Origin of the sequence: Vibrio sp. 1557, assembly GCF_033340175.1 — a bacterium.
GTDB classification, from domain to species: Bacteria; Pseudomonadota; Gammaproteobacteria; order Enterobacterales; family Vibrionaceae; genus Vibrio; species Vibrio alginolyticus.
Window position 1 is genome coordinate 1 of sequence record NZ_JAWOVZ010000040.1, and the last position, 18,846, is coordinate 18,846.

Below are 18,846 nucleotides of genomic sequence, written 5' to 3' on the forward strand. Positions count from 1 at the left end.
GGTAGTGTTATGATTTCATCTTCTCAAAAACAAGGGCTGGTTATGATTGCAGTGGTTGTGGGTTTAATGACACTGCCAATGATGTACTAAACCAATGATTTAAAATAAAAAAGGACGCAAATGCGTCCTTTTTTATTTATCTGTATAGCTCTACTGAATGTGCTTAGATAAAATATCCCAGTGCATATAGTAGAAACCAAGAGCGGCCAGCGTAATCAACGTCATTAGCAAAATTGCTGTACGCCAAATAAAGCGAGAGCTTCTTGGTGTCAGCTCTTTTTCACAAGCATCACATGCCGCCATAAAGCCTTTACGATCATCCAGCTTGTAATCGTCTTCGTGCACCACTTTGTTACGCACGGTTGCGATGAATCGAAGCTTTGCTATCACGTCATGCGGTAAACGTTCTTCACAACTATTAATAAGTTGGTGCAACCCTTTCCCTTCTGCATGGTACTGAGTACGCAAAAGTTTTTCGATCGTTCGGGTACGCATGACTACTTTTTCAATATCTGACATCGTAACCCTCCTTACCAGACCCTTCCTATGTTCATTATTTTTATTCTTCTATAAATTTAGAGCTTTTTCGAGCCGTTAAGTGCAATTTTACTTTCAATTTGTGCCCTTGAGCTCATATAGCCTAACAAGTGAAAGCCGCTTCGTTCAGCTTTAGTGACTTCGCTTGCAGATGAAGCGACGATTTCATCGTGCATCATTAAGATAAATCGTGAAGTGCGCCGAATAATCTCCATATCCCTTTCATTAGATTATGAATAAGCTACCTCAACTCATCGTTTCGTCAGCGAGTTCTGTAGAATGGAACCCGATAAAACATTGGAGGTTAATATGCCAATCTCACTTATTGTCGCCCTATTCGCCCTTATTGCCTTGGGCGCGTGGGTGTTTTTCCGTTTTTATAGTAAGCACTATGTGGGCGAAGACGCTCCAGAGCAAAGCGCGCAGGTAACGGTTTTAGATAAACAAGCGATAGACATACCAAACGCACCACCAGGTCAAGACGATCAAGAGTATTGGATTTACGTTCAACGTGGTTCTATCGGTCCAAAGCGTGAATTCCAAATTGGAGTGCATTACTACCATGCACTCAACCCTGGAGATAAGGGAACACTGACCTATCGCGGCAACAAGTTCCTTCACTTCGCTATCAAACGTTAAGGCAGCAACCAACGAGTCTTGGCAGAACGAGAAAAGAGATAGCTCATCGCCAAGGCTCCAGCTCCACTTAGAACGATCCAGACTGGAATCACCCACGCAGGATGTCCTGTGTACCAACCGAACTCTTTCATCGGCCATAAGAAAATAGGGTGAAGTAAGTAAATCCCCAAGCTGTGCTGACTGATCACACTGACCACTTTTTGTACTTTTGGTGATAAGCCTTCACCAAAGTAACGCCCGATCATAAAAATCATCGAAGCCGCTAGAATCACATTCAGTGTTTTATAAGAGAGCCAGCGCCCAACCGTATACTTCTCCGCCTCTAAGCTATTTGTCACAACCATCGTAAAGGTCACTGCCAACGCCACGAGTCCTAGCCCAACAAATAAGGTCACCATAGAGCGATTCAAAGGTACCTTTTGAAATAAAACATACCCCAGTGGAAGGTAACCCATATAAAGCCACATCTGATTACTCCAAGGGCCATCAATCTTGAACAAGAACAGTGTGCTGGTGAAAAGCCAAAATGCGAGATAGGTATACAAGACGTTGTCATCCACGTTGCGTACCATCCATTGAAACAGCGGAATCACAAAATACAGTGGTATAAAGTAATAGAAAAAGCCGAGATGGTAATACGTTGCGTGGAATGGGCTATTGCTTAATACCTCTTTTACGGTTTCAAAATCAAAGCCTTGAGAAGTCCAACCTGAAAGGTATGCATAAAACATCGACCAAATAAGAAATGGAACTAAAACTTTGCCCAAACGCCTTTTGATATAATACTTACCGTCAAATGGTCGAGTGTCACTGAGCATTAGCGCTCCGGTGATCAAAATAAAAACTGGCACTGCCCAGCGGGTTACGCTATTCACGCCTACCGCTGTCAGCCATTGGTCAAATGGAATCACTCCTAACTCATTTCGATACGGTGCCAAGACGTGAATGGCGATCACTGCTACCGCTGCGAAGCAGCGCAATAAATCAAAAAACAGAACCCTTTCTCTCATACCTTTCCCTACTTTGAGTCGCTTATCGTTTATAGCATAGGGTAAATCTCAACCAGTGAAATGGTTAACAATCTGTTTTTGCTTATTTTTAACTCAACAATGACCTACAACGGGGATTTCATCACCACTCTAATCACTTAACGAGAACCAAAAACCAAGCATCAGTATTCACTCTCGATGCCAAACCGACACAATCTGATTACAGCAAACGGCGCATAAGAAACAAAAATGGCTCCGATTTGGAGCCATTTATACCATCTACAGATAGCGATACTGGGGATAGTTACGCAGTAGCAACATCAGCTTTTGGCAACTTAATTGAAATCAGCGTCGTCAGTGCCAAGAAAGCAAAAGAAACCCATAAGCACGCTGCAAGACCAGCCTCTTGGTAGATCCAACCCGATAATACCGTGCCAATCAAACGTCCCATCGCATTGGCCATGTAGTAAAAACCGACATCCAACGAGACGCCATCGCCTTTAGCGTAGCTCACTATCAAGTACGAGTGCAGCGAAGAGTTAATGGCAAACACAGCGCCAAAAATCATCAAACCTACCACAATCACCAATTCAGGCTGCCAACCGATTTGCACACCATAAGCAATACCAGCCGTAATTAACGCTAGGATTCCTGCCCACACCAATGCTGCACTACCATCAGGCACACGACCTTGCGCTTTGCCAGTAATACGCGGCGCAAAGCCTTGCACAAACCCATAAGCAATGACCCACGCTGCGAGAAAGCTACCAACCCACAAGTGATCCCAGCCAAACACGCTACCAAGATAAATAGGCAGAGCAACGACAAACCACACATCACGAGCACCAAACAAGAACATGCGTGCTGCGGATAAAATGTTTATCGATTCAGACTTGGAGAATATTTGGCGAAACTTAGGTTTACTCTTTGCTTTACCCATGTCCGCTTCTAGCCAGATCATGCTGCAAACAAACACTAATGTAAGTACACCCGCCATAATAAACATCGAGTTTTGAAAACCCACCCAAGACAGCAGCAAGCCGCCAACAAAAAAGCCCGCTCCTTTGAGTGCATTCTTCGAGCCAGTTAAAATCGCTACCCATTTGTAGAGCGCACCTTGCTGTTCGTCTGGTACTAGCGTTTTAATCGCGCTCTTAGCACTCATTTTGTTCAGATCTTTGGCAATCCCCGACAGAGCTTGCGCTGCCATCACCCAAGGAATGGTCAGCCATGCATTTGGTACTGCGAGCATCAGCAACGCAAACACTTGCATCGCTAAACCAATGTTCATGGTTTTATTTAGGCCTAACCTTGCGCCCAACCAACCACCAACTAGGTTTGTCACCACACCAAAAAATTCATAGAAAAGGAACAGTGAGGCAATAGCTAACGTGGAATAACCTAAATCATGAAAATAGAGCACCACTAGCATACGCAGTGCGCCATCGGTCACCGTAAAGTTCCAATAGTTAAACGTCACTAACATGTACTGACGAATACTTTTGCTTAATTGAGAAATCATATTGACCTCATATGTACAGCGATAGAAGCATTTAGATCATCATGTTCTAAATACTTCCTAACCTGTACAGCAACATTGACCAATACAATGTTGCTGTGATTTTCAAAAAATGCCCCAACATCAATAAAAAGCAAAATACACCTTAAAAACAATGCATTAGTTAATGTTAATGGCATTTTTTGTAAACAGTCGTATCCTGAAGAAGCTTGAATTTAGCTTTTGGATCATGATGAACCAAAAGCTATTTAAGCTGATCAAGCGTCTTGAGCCACGCGTTCGATGTACTCAACTTGCACAGGTTTTGTAAATGCACCAGGGCGCAATGCCTGCACTTCTCGCACGATATCTTCTAACTGCCATTCCTTTTCTAGGAGTAGGTGAGCAGCGAACAAACCTGTGCGCCCCGAACCACCCATGCAATGCATCGCAATTTTGCCACCTTGAGCAAGAATCGCGTGCAGTTCCGGACTGGCTTGTTGCCACTTCGTCGCAAATTCTTCATTTGGTGCGCAGTCGTCTTCAATCTCGATCTGGAACCATTTCATACCCAGTTGCTGAGTGGCTTCACCCAATGCAGAGACATTCTTCGCAGCTAATTCACTATCATCTAATGCAGTAACGACCGCTTGAACACCCTGCTCTTTCAACTGTTCTAACGACGCATGCAAATCGACACCTTTCGTTCCTGGGCACGGTGTTAAGATTAAAGCACCGGAGTCCAAATCTAATTGCCATGTAGGATGAGACATTGTGACCCCCTTTTAAGCCAAACCAACGTTACGAACCAGCTCTGCTGTGCGCGTTGCATAACCCATTTCGTTATCGTACCAAGCGTAAATCTTAACCATACGAGAACCCACAACCATGGTTGATTGCGCATCAACGATGGTTGAACGTTGGTCGCCTTTATAATCGATAGAAACTAAAGGACGCTCTTCGAAGCCAAGGATGCCTTTCAAATCACCTTCAGATGCTTCTTTTAACAGTGCATTCACTTCTTCTGCTGTGGTATCACGCTTCACATCAAAAATGATGTCTGTTAACGATGCGTTTGCTAGAGGCACGCGAACCGCATGACCATTAATTTTGTCTTTTAATTCTGGGAAAATTTCGACAATCGCCTTCGCGCTACCCGTCGTGGTCGGGATAAGGCTCATGCCACATGCTCTTGCACGGCGTAGATCTTTGTGTGGCGCATCCAAAATAGTTTGCGTATTCGTCAGGTCGTGAATGGTCGTAAAAGAAGATTGTTCGATACCCAATTTCTCATGAATGACTTTAACCACAGGTGCGATACAGTTAGTCGTACACGAAGCTGCTGTCACGATACGATGTTTTTCAGGGTCGAAAATATGGTCGTTCACGCCCACCACAATGTTCGCGATACCTTCTTCTTTCACAGGTGCGCTTACCACGACACGTTTCACGCCTTGCTCTAGGTATTTGTTTAGGAATGATGTTTTGCGATGTACGCCTGTCGCTTCAATCACAACATCACAATCAGACCAGTTCACCGCATCGATATCGCGTTGTTGAGTCGTGGCGACACGCTTGCCGTTGATGACGAGCTCACTGCCTTCGACCTGAACTCCATGATGCCAACGACCTTGCACTGAATCGAATTCTAATAAGTGACCAAGCGTAGCGGCGTCACCTGCGACATCGTTGATTAACACAAACTCCAATTCTGGCCAATCAAATGCCGCTCGCAGCGCTAAGCGACCAATTCGGCCAAAGCCATTAATTCCTACTTTAATTGTCATAGTTTTACCCTCTAATCTTCTACCTTGAATCTCTATTCGCTGTTAACAGCAAGCCTCACGACTTTTATCGTGTAAGCGTGTGATGTCGTCTTGGTATTCCTGCTTCAAACAGTTTGATGCCACTAAGTCTTCAATTAACTTTCGCATCCAACCTGGTAATTGCTGTGATAACTCGTAATACACCCATTGCCCTTGGCGTTTATCCACCAAGATGCCACTGGACCGTAACTGAGCAAGATGACGAGAAACTTTCGGCTGGCTCTCTTGCAGAGCAAACGCCAAATCACCAACGCAAGTTTCACCTTCACGGGCCACGAGCATTAAACAACGTACGCGTGTTTCATCGGATAACAGCTTAAAAAACTGATGTGGAAGCATAATGAACATACCTATATATGGATATGCGTATATGTTTATTTAATTAAGATATATCGTCAAGAGGAAACCGCCCATCGTCATAAAAGTTTCACATCTAACGAACAGCTTGATTGTAAAGAGAGAGATTCAAAGAGATAAAAGATAAGACCAGAAATTATGCAGTCGCGATGCTTTGACTCCAGCGAGCCGCTTCACCTAAGGAGAGCTTCACTTCCTCTAAAGGCAACCCCAATTGCATCGTGATTTTTTCAACCCCTGACCAATCGGCACGCTCGTAGCACTCTTCGAGGGAAATAAGTGCACCATAAACCCCTTTGCGATGTAATAGCGCTTGTTGTACTGAATGACTAAGCGGTAACTGCCTAACTAAAGATTCCACCGAAAGATCCAGCAGCGCATCTAGAATCGACAGCAAACCAACCATGAAACCTTGCTCGTTGAGGTGAGAGAATGGCTGATAGCGCGACATCAATTGGCAAAATTGAGCTCGTTGCAATGAAAGGTGATACAGCTCTCGAGGCTTGTTACTGGAGATATACGATGCCACAACCAAAGAGACAAACTGCTTAAGGTTATCCTGGCCAAGATAAATCAATGCCTGACGAAAAGAGCTGATTTCGACAGCCAAATTCGGCGCTTGCGTATTTACAAAACGCAATAATTTATATGACAACGCGACATCTTGCGTAATGATGGACTCGATACGAGTAAAGTCAGGCTCAGGAGCACAAACTTCACGAAACAGTTGCAATGCCAACACTTGCTCAGGACTGACGTATTTAGTCTGCGAGACGAGTGGCTTGCTAAAAAAATAACCTTGGAAAAATTTAAAGCCAGCCGCTTTCGCTTGCTCAAACTCTTCTGCGGTTTCAACACGTTCTGCTAAAAAGTGGTATTTGACGCGTTTGGCCAGGTGTGTTTTGACCAGTTCACAGGCCTTTTCGAGCCCCATCGCCATAATGTCGAGCTTCACAATATGCACATATGGCAAAAAACGACGCCATTCTGGTGTTAGGGTGAAGTCATCCAAAGCGATCAAGTAACCTTCTCGATAAAACTCACGAATCGCATCAAGAAGCTCATCCGTAGGTTGGCACGTTTCCAACACTTCGATGACAATTTTGTTTTTCGGCAAACTGCGCGGCAAACGTCGCACCAAGCTTTGATGAGGAAAGTTAATAAAGCATCTTGAAGAGGCAATCACTGGGTTAGTACCCAGTGATAGGAAGTTTTCGACGATCAGTCGGTATGTCGCTCGATTTGAATCAATATGTGAAGGGTATGCGTTACTCTCCCCCGTCTCGAAACAACAATTCATAACCCAGCGTCTGTCTTTTTCGGTTAAAGATCGGCTGGCGAGCGACATACGTTGTATTCATGCTAAAGAAGGACCTATAAATGGCTTATGACTTTGCAGCTGCTAATAATGCACCACAACCCATGAACATTGAACCGAATACTTTGTTTATTTTTCCCATGATTTTATCGGAGCGAATAAAGCGTCCCATTTGTGCTGCCAAGCTCGTGTAACCCAACATTACACACGCATCAATCACGACCGTAGTGACGCCAAGCACCAACAGTTGCGTGATTTGGTCTTTTGCCGGGTCAATAAACTGCGGGAACAACGCCACCAGAAAAACAATCGATTTAGGGTTGGTGAGGTTAATCAACACTGCCTTGTACAACAGCGCCGTGCCTGACATCTCGTTGTGGTTTTCAGCTGCGACTAAGCTTGATGTGTCGCGCCATTTCTGAACCCCCAGCCAAACCAGATAAGCGGCACCAACCCATTTAATGACAGAAAATGCGGTTGCTGACTGCGCGACAAGCGCACCAATACCCGCCCCCACCAGCGCGATGTGGATAACTAAACCAATTTGTAAGCCAATAATGGCACCCAGTGATTTACGGGTACCGTAACTCAAACCATTACTGATTGAGTTCACCGTGCCAGAGCCCGGAGCCAAACTAAAAACGATTGCTGTTACTACATAAGCTAACCAGACATGGGTATCCATTGCATTTCCTCACTAATTCTTCGATGATACATCGCGTAAACAACGTATCTTCAGGTAATCAACTAATGGCGACTAACCATTCACCTTTGACTTATACTCAAGAGACATTATTTGAGCAAGCAATTGGTGGTCCGATCGCAGCACTTTGGCAAACTCGCCAAGAGGGCTTTGTTAAAGGGACTGAGAAAAAGAACATTTACTGGTGCAAGCTAACCAACCCAGAGCATAAAAAAGCCGTGCTCATCGTAAATGGACGCATTGAGTCTTCCTGGAAATACCAAGAGCTGTTTTACGATCTCTACCGCCAAGGTTTCGATGTCTATTCCTTTGACCACCGCGGTCAAGGTCTATCAGATCGTTTATTATCTGACTCAGATATGGGTCACGTCTATGACTTTACTGATTATATTGATGATATGGACATCGTCGTAAAAAAACACGACCTTAGCGAATATCAACAATGCTTCATCATCGCGCACTCTATGGGCGGCGCGATCGCCACACGTTACCTGCAAACTCACCCAGAACACCCTTTTACTGGTTTGATTCTAAGTGCGCCCATGTTTGGCATTAACCTGCCATGGTACCTATCACCAATAGCGATTCCGGTCACACAAATTATGTCAGCGGTATCGACTTTGCCACGCTATGCACCAGGACATCAGGCCTACTTCCCTAAGCCCTTTGAAGATAACCCACTTAGCCAAAGTTACGGCCGCTACCAATGGTTCCGAAACCTATATACGGAAAAACCGGAACTGCAAGTCGGTGGGCCAAGCACTCGCTGGGTTTGGCAAGGGCTCATGGCCGCTAAGCAGTGCTTTTTATTAACTCGCCAAGTCAAAATACCAGTAATCCTAATCCAAGCCGGAAACGATCGGATTGTTAGCAACCTCGCGCAAAAGCGTTTTATTGATAAATTGCGGAAAACCAACCCGCACGCGGAGCTGCTTTCTATCGAAGGCGCACAGCATGAAATCTTGTTCGAGACCGACAAGTATCGTAATCAAGCGCTCGATGCGATTTTCCGCTTTATGAATGACCCTAAATCGCCATCAAACGAACAAGCACAATAAGAACTCTAGGCGACCATTTCACGACTAAGATTAAAGAGGAAATGTCTACACATCGATTTACCCTCTTTTTCATCCTCATTTTGGCGTACACTGCTTGAACTTGGCTACTTTGACACTGTGTTTAACCGCATAGTGCTATGAGCCCAAGTTCCCCCGCATTCGGAGCAGTACGATCTAGTCAGTCTGCTGTACTCCGTTTGCAATTCACCTGTTCCACACTATCCAAACCGTTTACGAGGACTTCATGAGCACATCGCTACCTTGCAAAGAGATCACCAAAATCGTTGCCTCTGATCTGGATGGCACGTTACTCGCACCTAACCATCAGCTCAGTGCTTACTCAAAAGAGACGCTAAAAGCGCTGCATGAAAAGGGTTATACCTTTGTCTTTGCAACCGGCCGTCACCACGTAGACGTTGCGAGCATCCGTCGCCAAGTTGGCATTCCAGCTTATATGATCACGTCGAATGGTGCCCGAGTGCATGACCAGGAAGATCAGCTAATGTACAGCGAGAATGTCCCTGCTGAACTGGTACAAGGCGTGATCGACACGATCAAACATGATCAAGAAATACTTATTCACATGTATCAAAATGATAGCTGGTTGATGAACAAGGATGATGAAACGTTACGTGACTTCCACGATGAATTCACTTACGTCTTATTTGATGAAGACCAAGCCCCAACTGACGGTATTGCGAAAGTTTTCTTTACTCATCCAGGAGAAGACCACGAACGTTTGGTCGTATTTGAAAACAAACTACGTGAGCAGTTTGGTGATCAGCTGAACATCGCATTTTCAACGCCTTGGTGTTTGGAAGTAATGAGCGCTGGCGTGTCTAAAGGTCATGCTCTTGAAGCGGTAGCGAAAAAACTCGACCTCACGTTAGAAAACTGCGTAGCATTTGGTGATGGCATGAATGACGTAGAAATGCTGTCGATGGCAGGTAAAGGGCTAGTTATGGGTACATCACACGAAAAAGTGATGAAAGCTCTACCAAATAATGAAGTGATTGGCAGCAATGCAGAAGATGCGGTTGCACACTACCTACAAGAACACTTGCTGTAAGCTTCAATACTCCAAATAATGAAGGGCTGCACATTCGCAGCCCTTTTCTTTTATCGCTGACTTGGCAGCTTCTCTTTGCCAAGAATCGCGTCCCATTCTTCTTCTGTCACGGGCATAATCGACAAGCGATTTCCACGTTTCACCAACGGCATGTTCTCAAGTTCTGGCATCGCTTTCATCACCGACAACGGAATCACTCGCGCCGTTTTACGTACAAACTCGACATCCACCATAATCCAACGCGGGTTGTCTGGGTCTGACTTTGGATCGTAATAATCGCTTTCGGGATCGAATTGGAAATGATCGGGATAGGCTTCTCTCACAACTTTAGCAATACCTGCCACGCCAACATGTTTACAAGAAGAGTGGTAAATCAGGACTAAATCGCCCACCTTCACTTGGTCACGCATCATATTGCGCGCCTGATAATTACGAACTCCCTCCCAACATGAAACCTTTTGGGTTCGAAGCGTGTCAATAGAAAAGGTATCTGGTTCAGTTTTAAATAACCAATATGCCATAATGCCATCCGATGCCGATTGAGTAACAATAATGAGGAAGATATAACATGAAGGCTTTGAAAAACCCAGTGGCGCTTGCCACCCTGCTGGTTCTGCAAGCATGTAGTTCACAGCCGCCACAATTTGGTGCTGCTGACCCAACCTCTCCACCAGCAACCTTAGATAAGCCTGAAACCATTCAACCTCAAACTTTTATGCTACGCGGAAAAGTGATCGTCGGTCACGAGAGCCAATACATCATGCCTTGTGGCAGCGACAAGCAATATTGGTTGCAACTATCACCACAGCAAATGCAACGAGCAATTCAGTTAAATAACGAGCCTTACCAGACCATGTATGGCGAGGTTATCGGCCACCTCAACCCACCGGGCATCGATGGGTTTTCTGCTGATTTCGATGCTAACTTTGTCGTGGAACAAGTGAACTTCCTCACAACGGAAAACCCAAACCGTTGTCAGCAACCAAACAAACCAACTCGCGTGTTTGGTAATGAGCCTTCTTGGTCGGCAAGCTTTGAGGCTAATGGACTAACATTCCAGCAAATCGGCAAACAAACCACAAAATTAGCGATTAACAGCAGTCAGCTTCAACCTCGCCAGCGCACTTATCAACTGCAAGGTGGTGAGCTTCGCTTAACAGAAAACCTCTGCTCAGACACAATGAGCGATTCTTTGTATGGCTGGAAAGCAACACTAAAACATGATGGCGAGACGTATCAAGGTTGTGGTATGGCTGCAAACGTCGATGCAACGCTTGGCTGGGCTAATACCTATGTCGCGACCTCAACCCAATCACAAGGCTTTGAAGTACAAATGACCTTAAACCCAGACCACAGCGCCACAACAAAATACCGTTACGCCAATGGACAAGCACCATTAATCGAGCGTGGTTACTGGCAACAGTTAAGTCCGTCTCAGGTTCAAGTTGTCATGACGCATCATCAACAGCAAAGGCTAATGTCAGAGCGACTGTTTACTCGAGAAGGCAATCAGCTCAAAGCGACCAAAGAAAAAGTCGGTAACTTGGTCTACCCAATCGCCGATGGTGGTTTAGTCCTTTATCCTGCCACCGTTCGTGATGAAGGCATCATGCAACCAGCCGAAAGACGCACCAACGACCCCATCGATAGTGCTGACGTCCCTTCTAGTGCAGAGTTTGATTCAAAAGTAGATGCCGCGGTGCGCAACTACTTCTTTATCCATCAAACCAACCCCAACAACAACCAATACCGTTGGCTAACTTACGACCTCAACAGCGATGGTAACGAAGAGCTATTGGTACAGTTGGATTGGTGTGGTTCCGGAGGCTGTACATTGCTGATATTTGAACATCACGAAAAGGAATGGCGATTTAATAGTCGCATTACACTAGTGCAAAGCCCGATTATGCTCGGCCAACAAACCTCTCATGGTTGGCGAGATCTGATTTTTAATGTCAGCGGTGGCGGAGCTAAAGCGGCTCAACACGTGATGCAATACACTGGGGTTAGCTACCCACTCAACCCAAGCATGGCGCCAACGGCAACGCCGAACCAAGTCAGTGGCGTGCGTCTGTTCTCTGATGGGATAAGCCCGGTGCGAGAAGGAGTTCGTCTGTAATGTCACAACCGTGTCCAACCTGCGGTTTTCAATTCAATTGTATGTGCTCGCTAATGCCGAAACTTAACAGTGAGCACAACATCCTGCTGTTAATGCATCCGAATGAACTGAAGCGTGATACTAATACCGGCCAGCTACTAGAGCAGTGCCAACTCAGCATTGAGCGAGTAATCTGGGATCGCAAACAGCCACCAGCAGAATTGCTCACTCTATTAGCTGATCCGTCGCGGTATCCGGTGTTGCTCTTCCCCTGTGAAGAAAGTATCACACTCGAACATGTGGTACTCCAAAGCCAGCAACAAACCAAAACTCCGCTGTTTATTATTTTAGATGCCACCTGGCAAGAGGCGCGCAAGATGATCAATAAGAGCCGTTGGTTAGAAGGTATCCCTACTATGGGATTGTCTGCGTCGGCGGACTCACAATATCAGCTGCGACGCAACCAACAACAAGGTAATTTGTGTACGTTTGAAGTCGCTGCACATTTGCTCGGGCAACTTGGAGAACAAAACAACCAACAACAAATGCAGCGCTTTTTTGCCCATTACCTCGCTCTGTTCCAAGCTGAAAAGAGTGGACACGCTCTTAAGCGTTAAACATTAAGCTCAGTAGAAGAACCAAACAAAAAACGCAGCCTACGCTGCGTTTTTTACGACAAGAAGTTTCACGTGAAACATCATTAAAACAGTCGAGTCGGCTCGCCAAGATAGTAACCCTGCAAATAATCCACCCCCATGTCTTGTGCAATGGTGCACACCTCCTGATTGTGGACGAACTCCGCCACCGTCTCCGCGTTAAACACCTGGCACAAACGCACCAACTGGGAAGCGATCTTGCGCTGTTTTAAGTCTTTATCAATATCACGAATCAAGCTGCCATCGAGCTTTATGACTTCTGGCTCCAACTTTAGGATTTCATCGATATTCGAATAACCGGACCCAAAGTCATCAACAATGATACGCGCCCCTAAGCTTCTAAAATGACTGCACACTTCTATCATTCGGCCGTAGTCTTTGATCTGCTCAGATTCCAGCACTTCTAAACCAATTCGCCTTGGGTCATTTAGCTGGCTAATTTCATGCTCTAAAAGCATTAAAGTTTTATCACTGAGCAAATCTTGCGGCGATAAGTTTATAGAAAAGTCACCTTGCTTATCTCGCATATAATGCAACGTAGAATGAATCATGTGCCGACTTAGTCGAGTGTAAAGATGTGTATCAGAGATAATTGGCAGAAAACGCCCTGGCGCAATCACCGTTCCATCGGCTTCCAGAATACGAACCAAACATTCTTGGCTTGCCAATTTGTGGCTACCCGCATGCACAATAGGTTGGCTATAAGTGATGATATTCTGTTTGAGAATGGCTCTACTGACGCAACTTAGCCATCCAAGTTGCTCTTTACGCACATCCTCACTGACTTCAATATCTTTCGCATTACAGATATGGGTATTACTGCGTACACCGGATCGCCTCGCTTCGATGCCTTTGAGTAAGAGCTCATCTACTGAAGCGGATGGAAAGTCTCGACGACTCACTAAGCCGCCGCATAGCGAGATAGAAAGATAATCTATTTCACGTAGGCCAATTGGCTCAAAATTAGTTTGTTCTACCGCGTCAGCAAAACGCGTAAAGTGCTGTTTGATGGTCTCGCTGCTTTGATCAGCTTTAAATATGAATGCCCACTCACCAACCCCAATACTATAAAGCTGCAAAGCCGTTGGCATGCCAAAACGCTTTCGTAATCGATTCGTAAAGTGCATTGAGAGATCTTTGAGTAATTGATCTCCCACTCGGTAGCCGTATTTTTCGTTGATATGACTAAAGTTAAGTAGCTTTAGAGTCAACAAATGCTCATCCAAATCGATGTTACTCAGCCGCTCTTGCAATGCGACCCGGTTTTGTAATCCCGTGCGACTGTCGCGTCGATAGCTTTCTTGTAACTTGCGCGTTTGGCGATCGAGTTGATATCCCATATGCGCGTTCATATGGTTGAGATCGCCGATCGCATTTCGAATCAAGCTAAACAGCGGTGAAATAGAGGAGCTAACGGGCGACTTAGGCAAGTTCAATGTTTGCACTTCGTCTCCCTCTCGCATCGCTAAATACGTCAGGCTGTGATGAAGAATTTCGGGCTGACCAATACCACCATGCAGCTCCCCCATACAGTAACTACCAAACGTCGTCGCAATATCTTTGAATGCTTGGACTTCGTCGCTGCTGTCAATAAAGTCTAACCGTGACGCGCAGTTAAAAATCATCACGACTTCAGGTTGGTGCATGGCTAACTCAACCACACCATGCCGCACTTGCTCGAGCGTTAACGAGGGATGGTTATAGCAAAATTGCACTTCGTCACCAAGACACCAGGGCCTGTCGAAGCTCATACTGCCATCAGCGTGTAGCTCCGTTACCGTACAAACTTCCTTTCGCCCTAAGCTTTCTCGATACAAAGGAAAGCTGAGCAGTTGACTCAGCGTCACGTCATGGCCATCCGCCAAGTAACGCTTGTATACTTCCAGCGCTTTCTTCTCACCTAAACAATACAAGCGCGTTCCTTTTGCATGAGTGACTTTGTGTGGCATGCCAATCGGGTTCCATTCCGAATACGCATCAGTCCATAGCTTCAAAGTATCACTGTGCAAAGCTACGGCAACCACAGCGTTATCGTAAACTCGGTTTTGATATAGCACCCAGCAGCCATCGTCAATACTCTGCGCCAACCCTCCAGAAATCACTACTTCTTCACTGGCGAAGGTTTGAAACAAGGGATAGTCACGTCGTTCAATTTGCACAGCAAAGCTGAGGATCACCTGTGAATTATGCTGCATTAGAAGAGAGCGCTTGAGCTCCCCGCCATCAATATCAGGGGAGTAAGAGTATGTTTGTACCGCAGAAGTCAGCGTGGTTTGCTCAAATTCAATCACACTCACTAGGCAACCAGAGGTAAATATCTCCCCTTCCAGAATCACATTACGCGTACTATGCCCCATAACATGAGCATTCGGCAGCGACGACAAAACGGCGTCTGCAAGTGTGGTCGTAATTTCGCGCGATTGCGTCGACAATATTTGTACTAAATATTGTTTATCTGAGGAAGTCGGAAAAGTGACTAAAAAGTCATTCAGTTGACTGACATCGTGAACCAGTTTTGAAAAAGCTCGCATGGACCTACCACTGCCGTAACACTATCTTCACCACGACGTGTGGCGTTACTATTTTTATTTAATAGAGAATAATTTACGTGGCTTTGCGCTGCTTTTCTAGACACAAAATGAGATTAGAATGGATTAATGCGAAAGCAATTAAAAAAGTGTGAGTAACGGCTGCAAACTATTGATTTCAATATCAGGTAAAGTACGTGTTTTTGAATGGTTAATGACATTTTTATTCATATCATTAAACCAACAGGCTGCAAAACCAGCCAACTTTGCACCATGCACATCCGTGGTTAGATGATCACCGACATGCAGAATATTCTCCGCAGGAATATCCAAGAATCGCTTCGCTTTAGTAAACATATCGGTTGCGGGTTTCGCCAATCCATCTGGTCCTGCTTTAAGTACCTGTTGGAAATAAGGCGTAAGACCGATGCGGTCTAAATCCACATTACCGTTGGTGATTGCTACCAACGGGATGTGCTGCGCGAGTTCCTCCAGTACATCGAGGCTTTGCTGCGGCACTTCAAAACGGTTACGCCAGTCCAACGCAACGTCTACTGCGGCTTTCGCGGCGGCATGTGCTGCGTCTTCGTCGTAGCCTACTTGGGAGAAGGCTTGCTGAAGTTGCACTAAACGCCATAAAGTGACATCGCTCTTCAGCTCGGGTTGTTGCTGCACAACACGCTGCTTGAGAGCAAACCAATCCGCTTTGTTCATATGAGCAACCGCTGGATGATGGTGCTTGAGCCAAGATAGCAACTCACGCTCCATGCGAACTATCACAGGATAGTTGTCATAGAGGGTATCATCTAGGTCAAAGGTCATTGCCTTAATAGGCTCGATACGGCGATAAAATTTCATACTTCGGCTCACTCCCCGTTCTTTTTACGTGCGCGTGGGTGGGCTTGGTCGTAGGCTTGCGCCAAATGTTGGAAATCCAAGTGCGTGTAGATTTGGGTCGTCGAAATGTTCTCGTGCCCTAAAAGCTCCTGCACCGCACGTAAGTTATTGCTTGATTCGAGCATATGTGTCGCAAATGAGTGACGCAATTTATGCGGACTAATATGGCTTGCGACAGACTGTTTCTGCCCCCATTCAGCCATGCGCTTTTGCACGCTACGATGCGAAATACGCGTTCCAAGCTTAGATACAAACAAGGCGGGCTCACCTGGAGCGGCTAAATCACCACGAACGCGTAACCACTTCCCGACCCACTCGGTTGCCATCCCAGAGAACGGCACTTTACGTTCTTTATCGCCTTTACCAATAACACGAAGCTCACCACTACGCAGTTGTACGTCACGTACATCCACACCCACCAGTTCAGCCAAACGTAAGCCGGCGCCATACATCAGCTCCATCATGGCGCGATCGCGCACAGCCAGCGGGTCGTCCTCGTTGACTTCAAGTAATTGGCTCACTTCGTCAACATCGAGGTTTTTGGGCAACGGGCGTTTTTTGCGAGGTGCTGAAACCCCTTTGGCTGGGTTAGCCGATATCTCGCCACGCAGAATAAGGAAATCGAAAAAGCTACGCAGCGATGAGAGGCGCGTTGCCAAACTGCTGGCTTTCATGCCTTCTCGCATGCCCTTACCTGCTAATTGGCGCACCCAACCAGCATCCACTTGAGACCAATCTTTGAGCCCCATTTCAGCTAGGTGCTGCGCCATAGTTTCTAGCTGCTGTTTGTAATTGCGCTGAGTATGTAGGCTAAGCCCCTTTTCGCTTCGTAAGAATTCATAGAAGCGCTCAAGAGGCTTTTGCAGACTATTTGGCAGAGGAGTGTTGGGAGTTGTCGTCATCGTAACTTTGCCATACCAGTGTTTGAGCGAGATGTGCCACTACTAATGATAGGTGACGCAAAAACAAGGTATCCATATCTGGCTGAAAATGGCCGCCATCTTCACTAGAAAAAGCAAGCACGCCCAGTGTTTGCTGTTTCACGAGCGGCAGTACCACATAGGAACCCATTTCCGGCACTTCCATGTTGCCAAACAAAGCTTCACGATCCACTTTGCGAAGACGTCCTAAGTACGCATCTTTGCCATTTAAGTGAGTGGTCGCAAAGCGTTGATAACTTTCCTTACTCAATTGAATTGATGCGTCGCATTGACTAAACAATCGAACAAACGCACGTAAGCCCAATGCTTTGGCTTTATCTTCGATAGAATGAATGACTTGTTTAAAGTCACCACACTTTAGAATCTGCCCCTGCAAATCCATAAATTCGTAAAAGGTGCGATCATTGTTCGCCGCAAGCGACATTAGTGTAGTGATCTCTTCCTCTAACTCTTCAATGCGCTGACGTTGACGATTCATTTGGATGTGCACCAAAGATACCGCGCCTAAGTCTGAGTGTGGGAAAGATAAACGATCCACAAGCTCCGGACGTTGCACAAAAAAGTCTGGATGATCTTTGAGGTACTCGGCCACGACTTCAGCCGTTAAGGCATCTGCTTCTACTTGAGACAAACCGTTTCCTTTTTCTTCAACTAGCAAGACAATTGACCATCAAATACATGCGTTGTAGGTCCGGTCATAAACAACGGCTTGCCTGGACCTTGCCATGCAATTCGCAATTCACCACCAGGTAGAGAAACCTTAACGTTTTCATCCAACAAGCCCTGCAGAATCCCAACCGCGACTGCCGCGCATGCACCACTACCACAAGCTTGCGTTTCTCCTGCGCCTCGCTCGTAAACTCGAAGACGAATATGGTCACGACTCATCACCTGCATAAAGCCAGCGTTGACGCGCTCTGGGAAACGCTCATGCGACTCAAGCAGCGGACCGAGAGTTTCCACTTCTGCCGTATCCACATCGTCGACCACGGTCACTACGTGCGGGTTACCCATGCTCACAGCACCACAAAACAAGGTATTGTCGCCTGCTCGCATGATGTAAGTTTTCTCTTTTTGCTTCGCTTTGAAAGGAATTTTGTTCGGTTCAAACTCTGGTACGCCCATGTTGACCGTCACTTCCCCATCATCTTCGATGTTGAGAATCATCTTTCCTTTCTTGGTGCTCACGCTGATGCTGTATTTATTGGTCAGCCCCTTCAAGCGAACAAAGCGGGCAAAACAGCGTGCACCGTTACCACACTGTTCAACTTCACTACCATCGGCATTAAAAATCCGATAATGGAAGTCGGTTTCAGGGTCGTAAGGGGCCTCTACCACAAGCAATTGGTCAAAACCAACGCCAGTATAACGATCCGCCAAGCGGCGGATCAGGTCTTGCGAGAAAAACACGTTCTGGGTAATACAGTCGACGACCATGAAGTCGTTGCCCAAACCGTGCATTTTGGAAAAGTGGAAATGCATTTGTTGTGTGTTACTCCGGTAGAATCTGTTCCAGCTGCCACAAACTGGTCAGCTCCTCACGCTGGCGAACTAAGTGGCTTTGTTTACCGTCCACCATCACTTCTGCCGCTCGGGTACGAGTATTGTAGTTCGAAGACATCACAAAACCATAGGCACCTGCTGAACGAACCGCGAGTAGATCACCTTCTTGCAAAACGAGTGCGCGATCTTTACCCAAGAAGTCGCCGGTTTCACAAATAGGACCAACCAA

18 protein-coding genes and 2 pseudogenes are annotated in these 18,846 nt (G+C 46.0%); 5 read left to right on the top strand and 15 right to left on the bottom strand.

The genetic code is table 11. The features are described 5' to 3' along the window. Positions 1–150: 150 nt before the first annotated feature. Positions 151–519, bottom strand: a complete 369-nt coding sequence (locus tag R7070_RS23400) for a hypothetical protein (RefSeq protein WP_005378717.1) — start codon at positions 517–519, stop codon at positions 151–153. A gap of 327 nt (positions 520–846) precedes the next feature. On the opposite strand from R7070_RS23400, the gene R7070_RS23405 reads away from it, so the two are divergent. After that, positions 847–1,176, top strand: a complete 330-nt coding sequence (locus tag R7070_RS23405; protein ID WP_005389668.1) for a DUF2500 domain-containing protein — start codon at positions 847–849, stop codon at positions 1,174–1,176. On the opposite strand, the gene R7070_RS23410 is transcribed toward R7070_RS23405, so the two are convergent. From R7070_RS23410 to rhtB, 7 genes and pseudogenes are all read right to left on the bottom strand, one after another. Further along, positions 1,173–2,186 carry an acyltransferase gene (locus R7070_RS23410; RefSeq protein ID WP_017636080.1) on the bottom strand — a complete coding sequence of 338 codons (1,014 nt, stop codon included), beginning with the start codon at positions 2,184–2,186 and terminating at the stop codon, positions 1,173–1,175. The genes R7070_RS23405 and R7070_RS23410 overlap by 4 nt on opposite strands. 283 nt (positions 2,187–2,469) lie before the next feature. Next, positions 2,470–3,687 carry an organoarsenical effux MFS transporter ArsJ gene (gene arsJ / locus R7070_RS23415; protein ID WP_005383628.1) on the bottom strand — a complete coding sequence of 406 codons (1,218 nt, stop codon included), beginning with the start codon at positions 3,685–3,687 and terminating at the stop codon, positions 2,470–2,472. A 254-nt stretch (positions 3,688–3,941) separates the two neighbouring features. Next, on the bottom strand, positions 3,942–4,436 hold the full coding sequence (locus R7070_RS23420) for a cyclin-dependent kinase inhibitor 3 family protein (protein WP_086047096.1): 495 nt from the start codon (positions 4,434–4,436) through the stop codon (positions 3,942–3,944). Positions 4,437–4,448: 12 nt separating this feature from the next. Further along, positions 4,449–5,450 (bottom strand): ArsJ-associated glyceraldehyde-3-phosphate dehydrogenase, encoded by a 1,002-nt coding sequence (locus R7070_RS23425; protein WP_005383630.1) that lies wholly within the window; start codon positions 5,448–5,450, stop codon positions 4,449–4,451. A 42-nt stretch (positions 5,451–5,492) separates the two neighbouring features. Continuing rightward, positions 5,493–5,828 (bottom strand): metalloregulator ArsR/SmtB family transcription factor, encoded by a 336-nt coding sequence (locus R7070_RS23430; RefSeq protein ID WP_005378730.1) that lies wholly within the window; start codon positions 5,826–5,828, stop codon positions 5,493–5,495. Between the two features lie 154 nt (positions 5,829–5,982). After that, positions 5,983–7,207 (bottom strand): annotated as a pseudogene (locus R7070_RS23435) (EAL and HDOD domain-containing protein). A 24-nt stretch (positions 7,208–7,231) separates the two neighbouring features. Further along, positions 7,232–7,849 carry a homoserine/homoserine lactone efflux protein gene (rhtB, locus tag R7070_RS23440; RefSeq protein ID WP_054729573.1) on the bottom strand — a complete coding sequence of 206 codons (618 nt, stop codon included), beginning with the start codon at positions 7,847–7,849 and terminating at the stop codon, positions 7,232–7,234. 65 nt (positions 7,850–7,914) lie between these two features. On the opposite strand from rhtB, the gene R7070_RS23445 reads away from it, so the two are divergent. Together R7070_RS23445 and R7070_RS23450 are read left to right on the top strand one after the other, a co-directional pair. After that, positions 7,915–8,925 carry an alpha/beta fold hydrolase gene (locus tag R7070_RS23445; RefSeq protein ID WP_005378733.1) on the top strand — a complete coding sequence of 337 codons (1,011 nt, stop codon included), beginning with the start codon at positions 7,915–7,917 and terminating at the stop codon, positions 8,923–8,925. A gap of 244 nt (positions 8,926–9,169) precedes the next feature. Continuing rightward, on the top strand, positions 9,170–9,994 hold the full coding sequence (locus tag R7070_RS23450) for a Cof-type HAD-IIB family hydrolase (RefSeq protein WP_053350823.1): 825 nt from the start codon (positions 9,170–9,172) through the stop codon (positions 9,992–9,994). 50 nt (positions 9,995–10,044) lie between these two features. On the opposite strand, the gene R7070_RS23455 is transcribed toward R7070_RS23450, so the two are convergent. Next, positions 10,045–10,515 (bottom strand): EVE domain-containing protein, encoded by a 471-nt coding sequence (locus R7070_RS23455; RefSeq protein ID WP_005378735.1) that lies wholly within the window; start codon positions 10,513–10,515, stop codon positions 10,045–10,047. Between the two features lie 47 nt (positions 10,516–10,562). On the opposite strand from R7070_RS23455, the gene R7070_RS23460 reads away from it, so the two are divergent. After that, complete coding sequence (locus tag R7070_RS23460) at positions 10,563–12,113, top strand: COG3650 family protein (RefSeq protein ID WP_256900713.1); 1,551 nt, start codon at positions 10,563–10,565, stop codon at positions 12,111–12,113. After that, complete coding sequence (locus R7070_RS23465) at positions 12,113–12,709, top strand: tRNA-uridine aminocarboxypropyltransferase (RefSeq protein WP_031780839.1); 597 nt, start codon at positions 12,113–12,115, stop codon at positions 12,707–12,709. The genes R7070_RS23460 and R7070_RS23465 overlap by 1 nt, the downstream gene beginning before the upstream one ends. 83 nt (positions 12,710–12,792) lie before the next feature. Here R7070_RS23465 and R7070_RS23470 read toward each other — a convergent pair whose 3' ends face one another. The 6 genes and pseudogenes from R7070_RS23470 to R7070_RS23495 all read right to left on the bottom strand — a co-directional run. After that, complete coding sequence (locus tag R7070_RS23470) at positions 12,793–15,279, bottom strand: EAL domain-containing protein (RefSeq protein WP_053350820.1); 2,487 nt, start codon at positions 15,277–15,279, stop codon at positions 12,793–12,795. Between the two features lie 138 nt (positions 15,280–15,417). Continuing rightward, a complete protein-coding gene (gene yigB, locus R7070_RS23475; protein ID WP_053350826.1) occupies positions 15,418–16,134 on the bottom strand; it encodes a 5-amino-6-(5-phospho-D-ribitylamino)uracil phosphatase YigB in 717 nt (238 codons plus the stop codon). An 8-nt stretch (positions 16,135–16,142) separates the two neighbouring features. Further along, positions 16,143–17,075 carry a tyrosine recombinase XerC gene (xerC, locus tag R7070_RS23480; protein ID WP_064368853.1) on the bottom strand — a complete coding sequence of 311 codons (933 nt, stop codon included), beginning with the start codon at positions 17,073–17,075 and terminating at the stop codon, positions 16,143–16,145. After that, positions 17,041–17,772 carry a DUF484 family protein gene (locus R7070_RS23485; protein ID WP_017636089.1) on the bottom strand — a complete coding sequence of 244 codons (732 nt, stop codon included), beginning with the start codon at positions 17,770–17,772 and terminating at the stop codon, positions 17,041–17,043. Before R7070_RS23485 ends, xerC begins: the two co-directional genes overlap by 35 nt. Next, positions 17,766–18,596 carry a diaminopimelate epimerase gene (dapF, locus tag R7070_RS23490; RefSeq protein ID WP_256900714.1) on the bottom strand — a complete coding sequence of 277 codons (831 nt, stop codon included), beginning with the start codon at positions 18,594–18,596 and terminating at the stop codon, positions 17,766–17,768. The genes R7070_RS23485 and dapF overlap by 7 nt, the downstream gene beginning before the upstream one ends. Before the next feature lie 10 nt (positions 18,597–18,606). After that, positions 18,607–18,846: pseudogene (locus R7070_RS23495) on the bottom strand (diaminopimelate decarboxylase); the annotation flags it as partial.

Excerpts from the sequence above, each read along its gene's own strand:
- R7070_RS23450 (WP_053350823.1), top strand. The coding sequence starts at position 9,170 with ATGAGCACATCGCTACCTTGCAAAGAGATCACCAAAATCGTTGCCTCT.
- R7070_RS23470 (WP_053350820.1), bottom strand. The coding sequence starts at position 15,279 with ATGCGAGCTTTTTCAAAACTGGTTCACGATGTCAGTCAACTGAATGAC.
- yigB (WP_053350826.1), bottom strand. The coding sequence starts at position 16,134 with ATGAAATTTTATCGCCGTATCGAGCCTATTAAGGCAATGACCTTTGAC.
- R7070_RS23400 (WP_005378717.1), bottom strand. The coding sequence starts at position 519 with ATGTCAGATATTGAAAAAGTAGTCATGCGTACCCGAACGATCGAAAAA.
- R7070_RS23410 (WP_017636080.1), bottom strand. The coding sequence starts at position 2,186 with ATGAGAGAAAGGGTTCTGTTTTTTGATTTATTGCGCTGCTTCGCAGCG.
- xerC (WP_064368853.1), bottom strand. The coding sequence starts at position 17,075 with ATGACGACAACTCCCAACACTCCTCTGCCAAATAGTCTGCAAAAGCCT.
- rhtB (WP_054729573.1), bottom strand. The coding sequence starts at position 7,849 with ATGGATACCCATGTCTGGTTAGCTTATGTAGTAACAGCAATCGTTTTT.
- R7070_RS23425 (WP_005383630.1), bottom strand. The coding sequence starts at position 5,450 with ATGACAATTAAAGTAGGAATTAATGGCTTTGGCCGAATTGGTCGCTTA.
- R7070_RS23405 (WP_005389668.1), top strand. The coding sequence starts at position 847 with ATGCCAATCTCACTTATTGTCGCCCTATTCGCCCTTATTGCCTTGGGC.
- R7070_RS23460 (WP_256900713.1), top strand. The coding sequence starts at position 10,563 with ATGAAGGCTTTGAAAAACCCAGTGGCGCTTGCCACCCTGCTGGTTCTG.
- R7070_RS23430 (WP_005378730.1), bottom strand. The coding sequence starts at position 5,828 with ATGCTTCCACATCAGTTTTTTAAGCTGTTATCCGATGAAACACGCGTA.
- R7070_RS23420 (WP_086047096.1), bottom strand. The coding sequence starts at position 4,436 with ATGTCTCATCCTACATGGCAATTAGATTTGGACTCCGGTGCTTTAATC.
- R7070_RS23445 (WP_005378733.1), top strand. The coding sequence starts at position 7,915 with ATGGCGACTAACCATTCACCTTTGACTTATACTCAAGAGACATTATTT.
- arsJ (WP_005383628.1), bottom strand. The coding sequence starts at position 3,687 with ATGATTTCTCAATTAAGCAAAAGTATTCGTCAGTACATGTTAGTGACG.
- dapF (WP_256900714.1), bottom strand. The coding sequence starts at position 18,596 with ATGCATTTCCACTTTTCCAAAATGCACGGTTTGGGCAACGACTTCATG.
- R7070_RS23455 (WP_005378735.1), bottom strand. The coding sequence starts at position 10,515 with ATGGCATATTGGTTATTTAAAACTGAACCAGATACCTTTTCTATTGAC.
- R7070_RS23465 (WP_031780839.1), top strand. The coding sequence starts at position 12,113 with ATGTCACAACCGTGTCCAACCTGCGGTTTTCAATTCAATTGTATGTGC.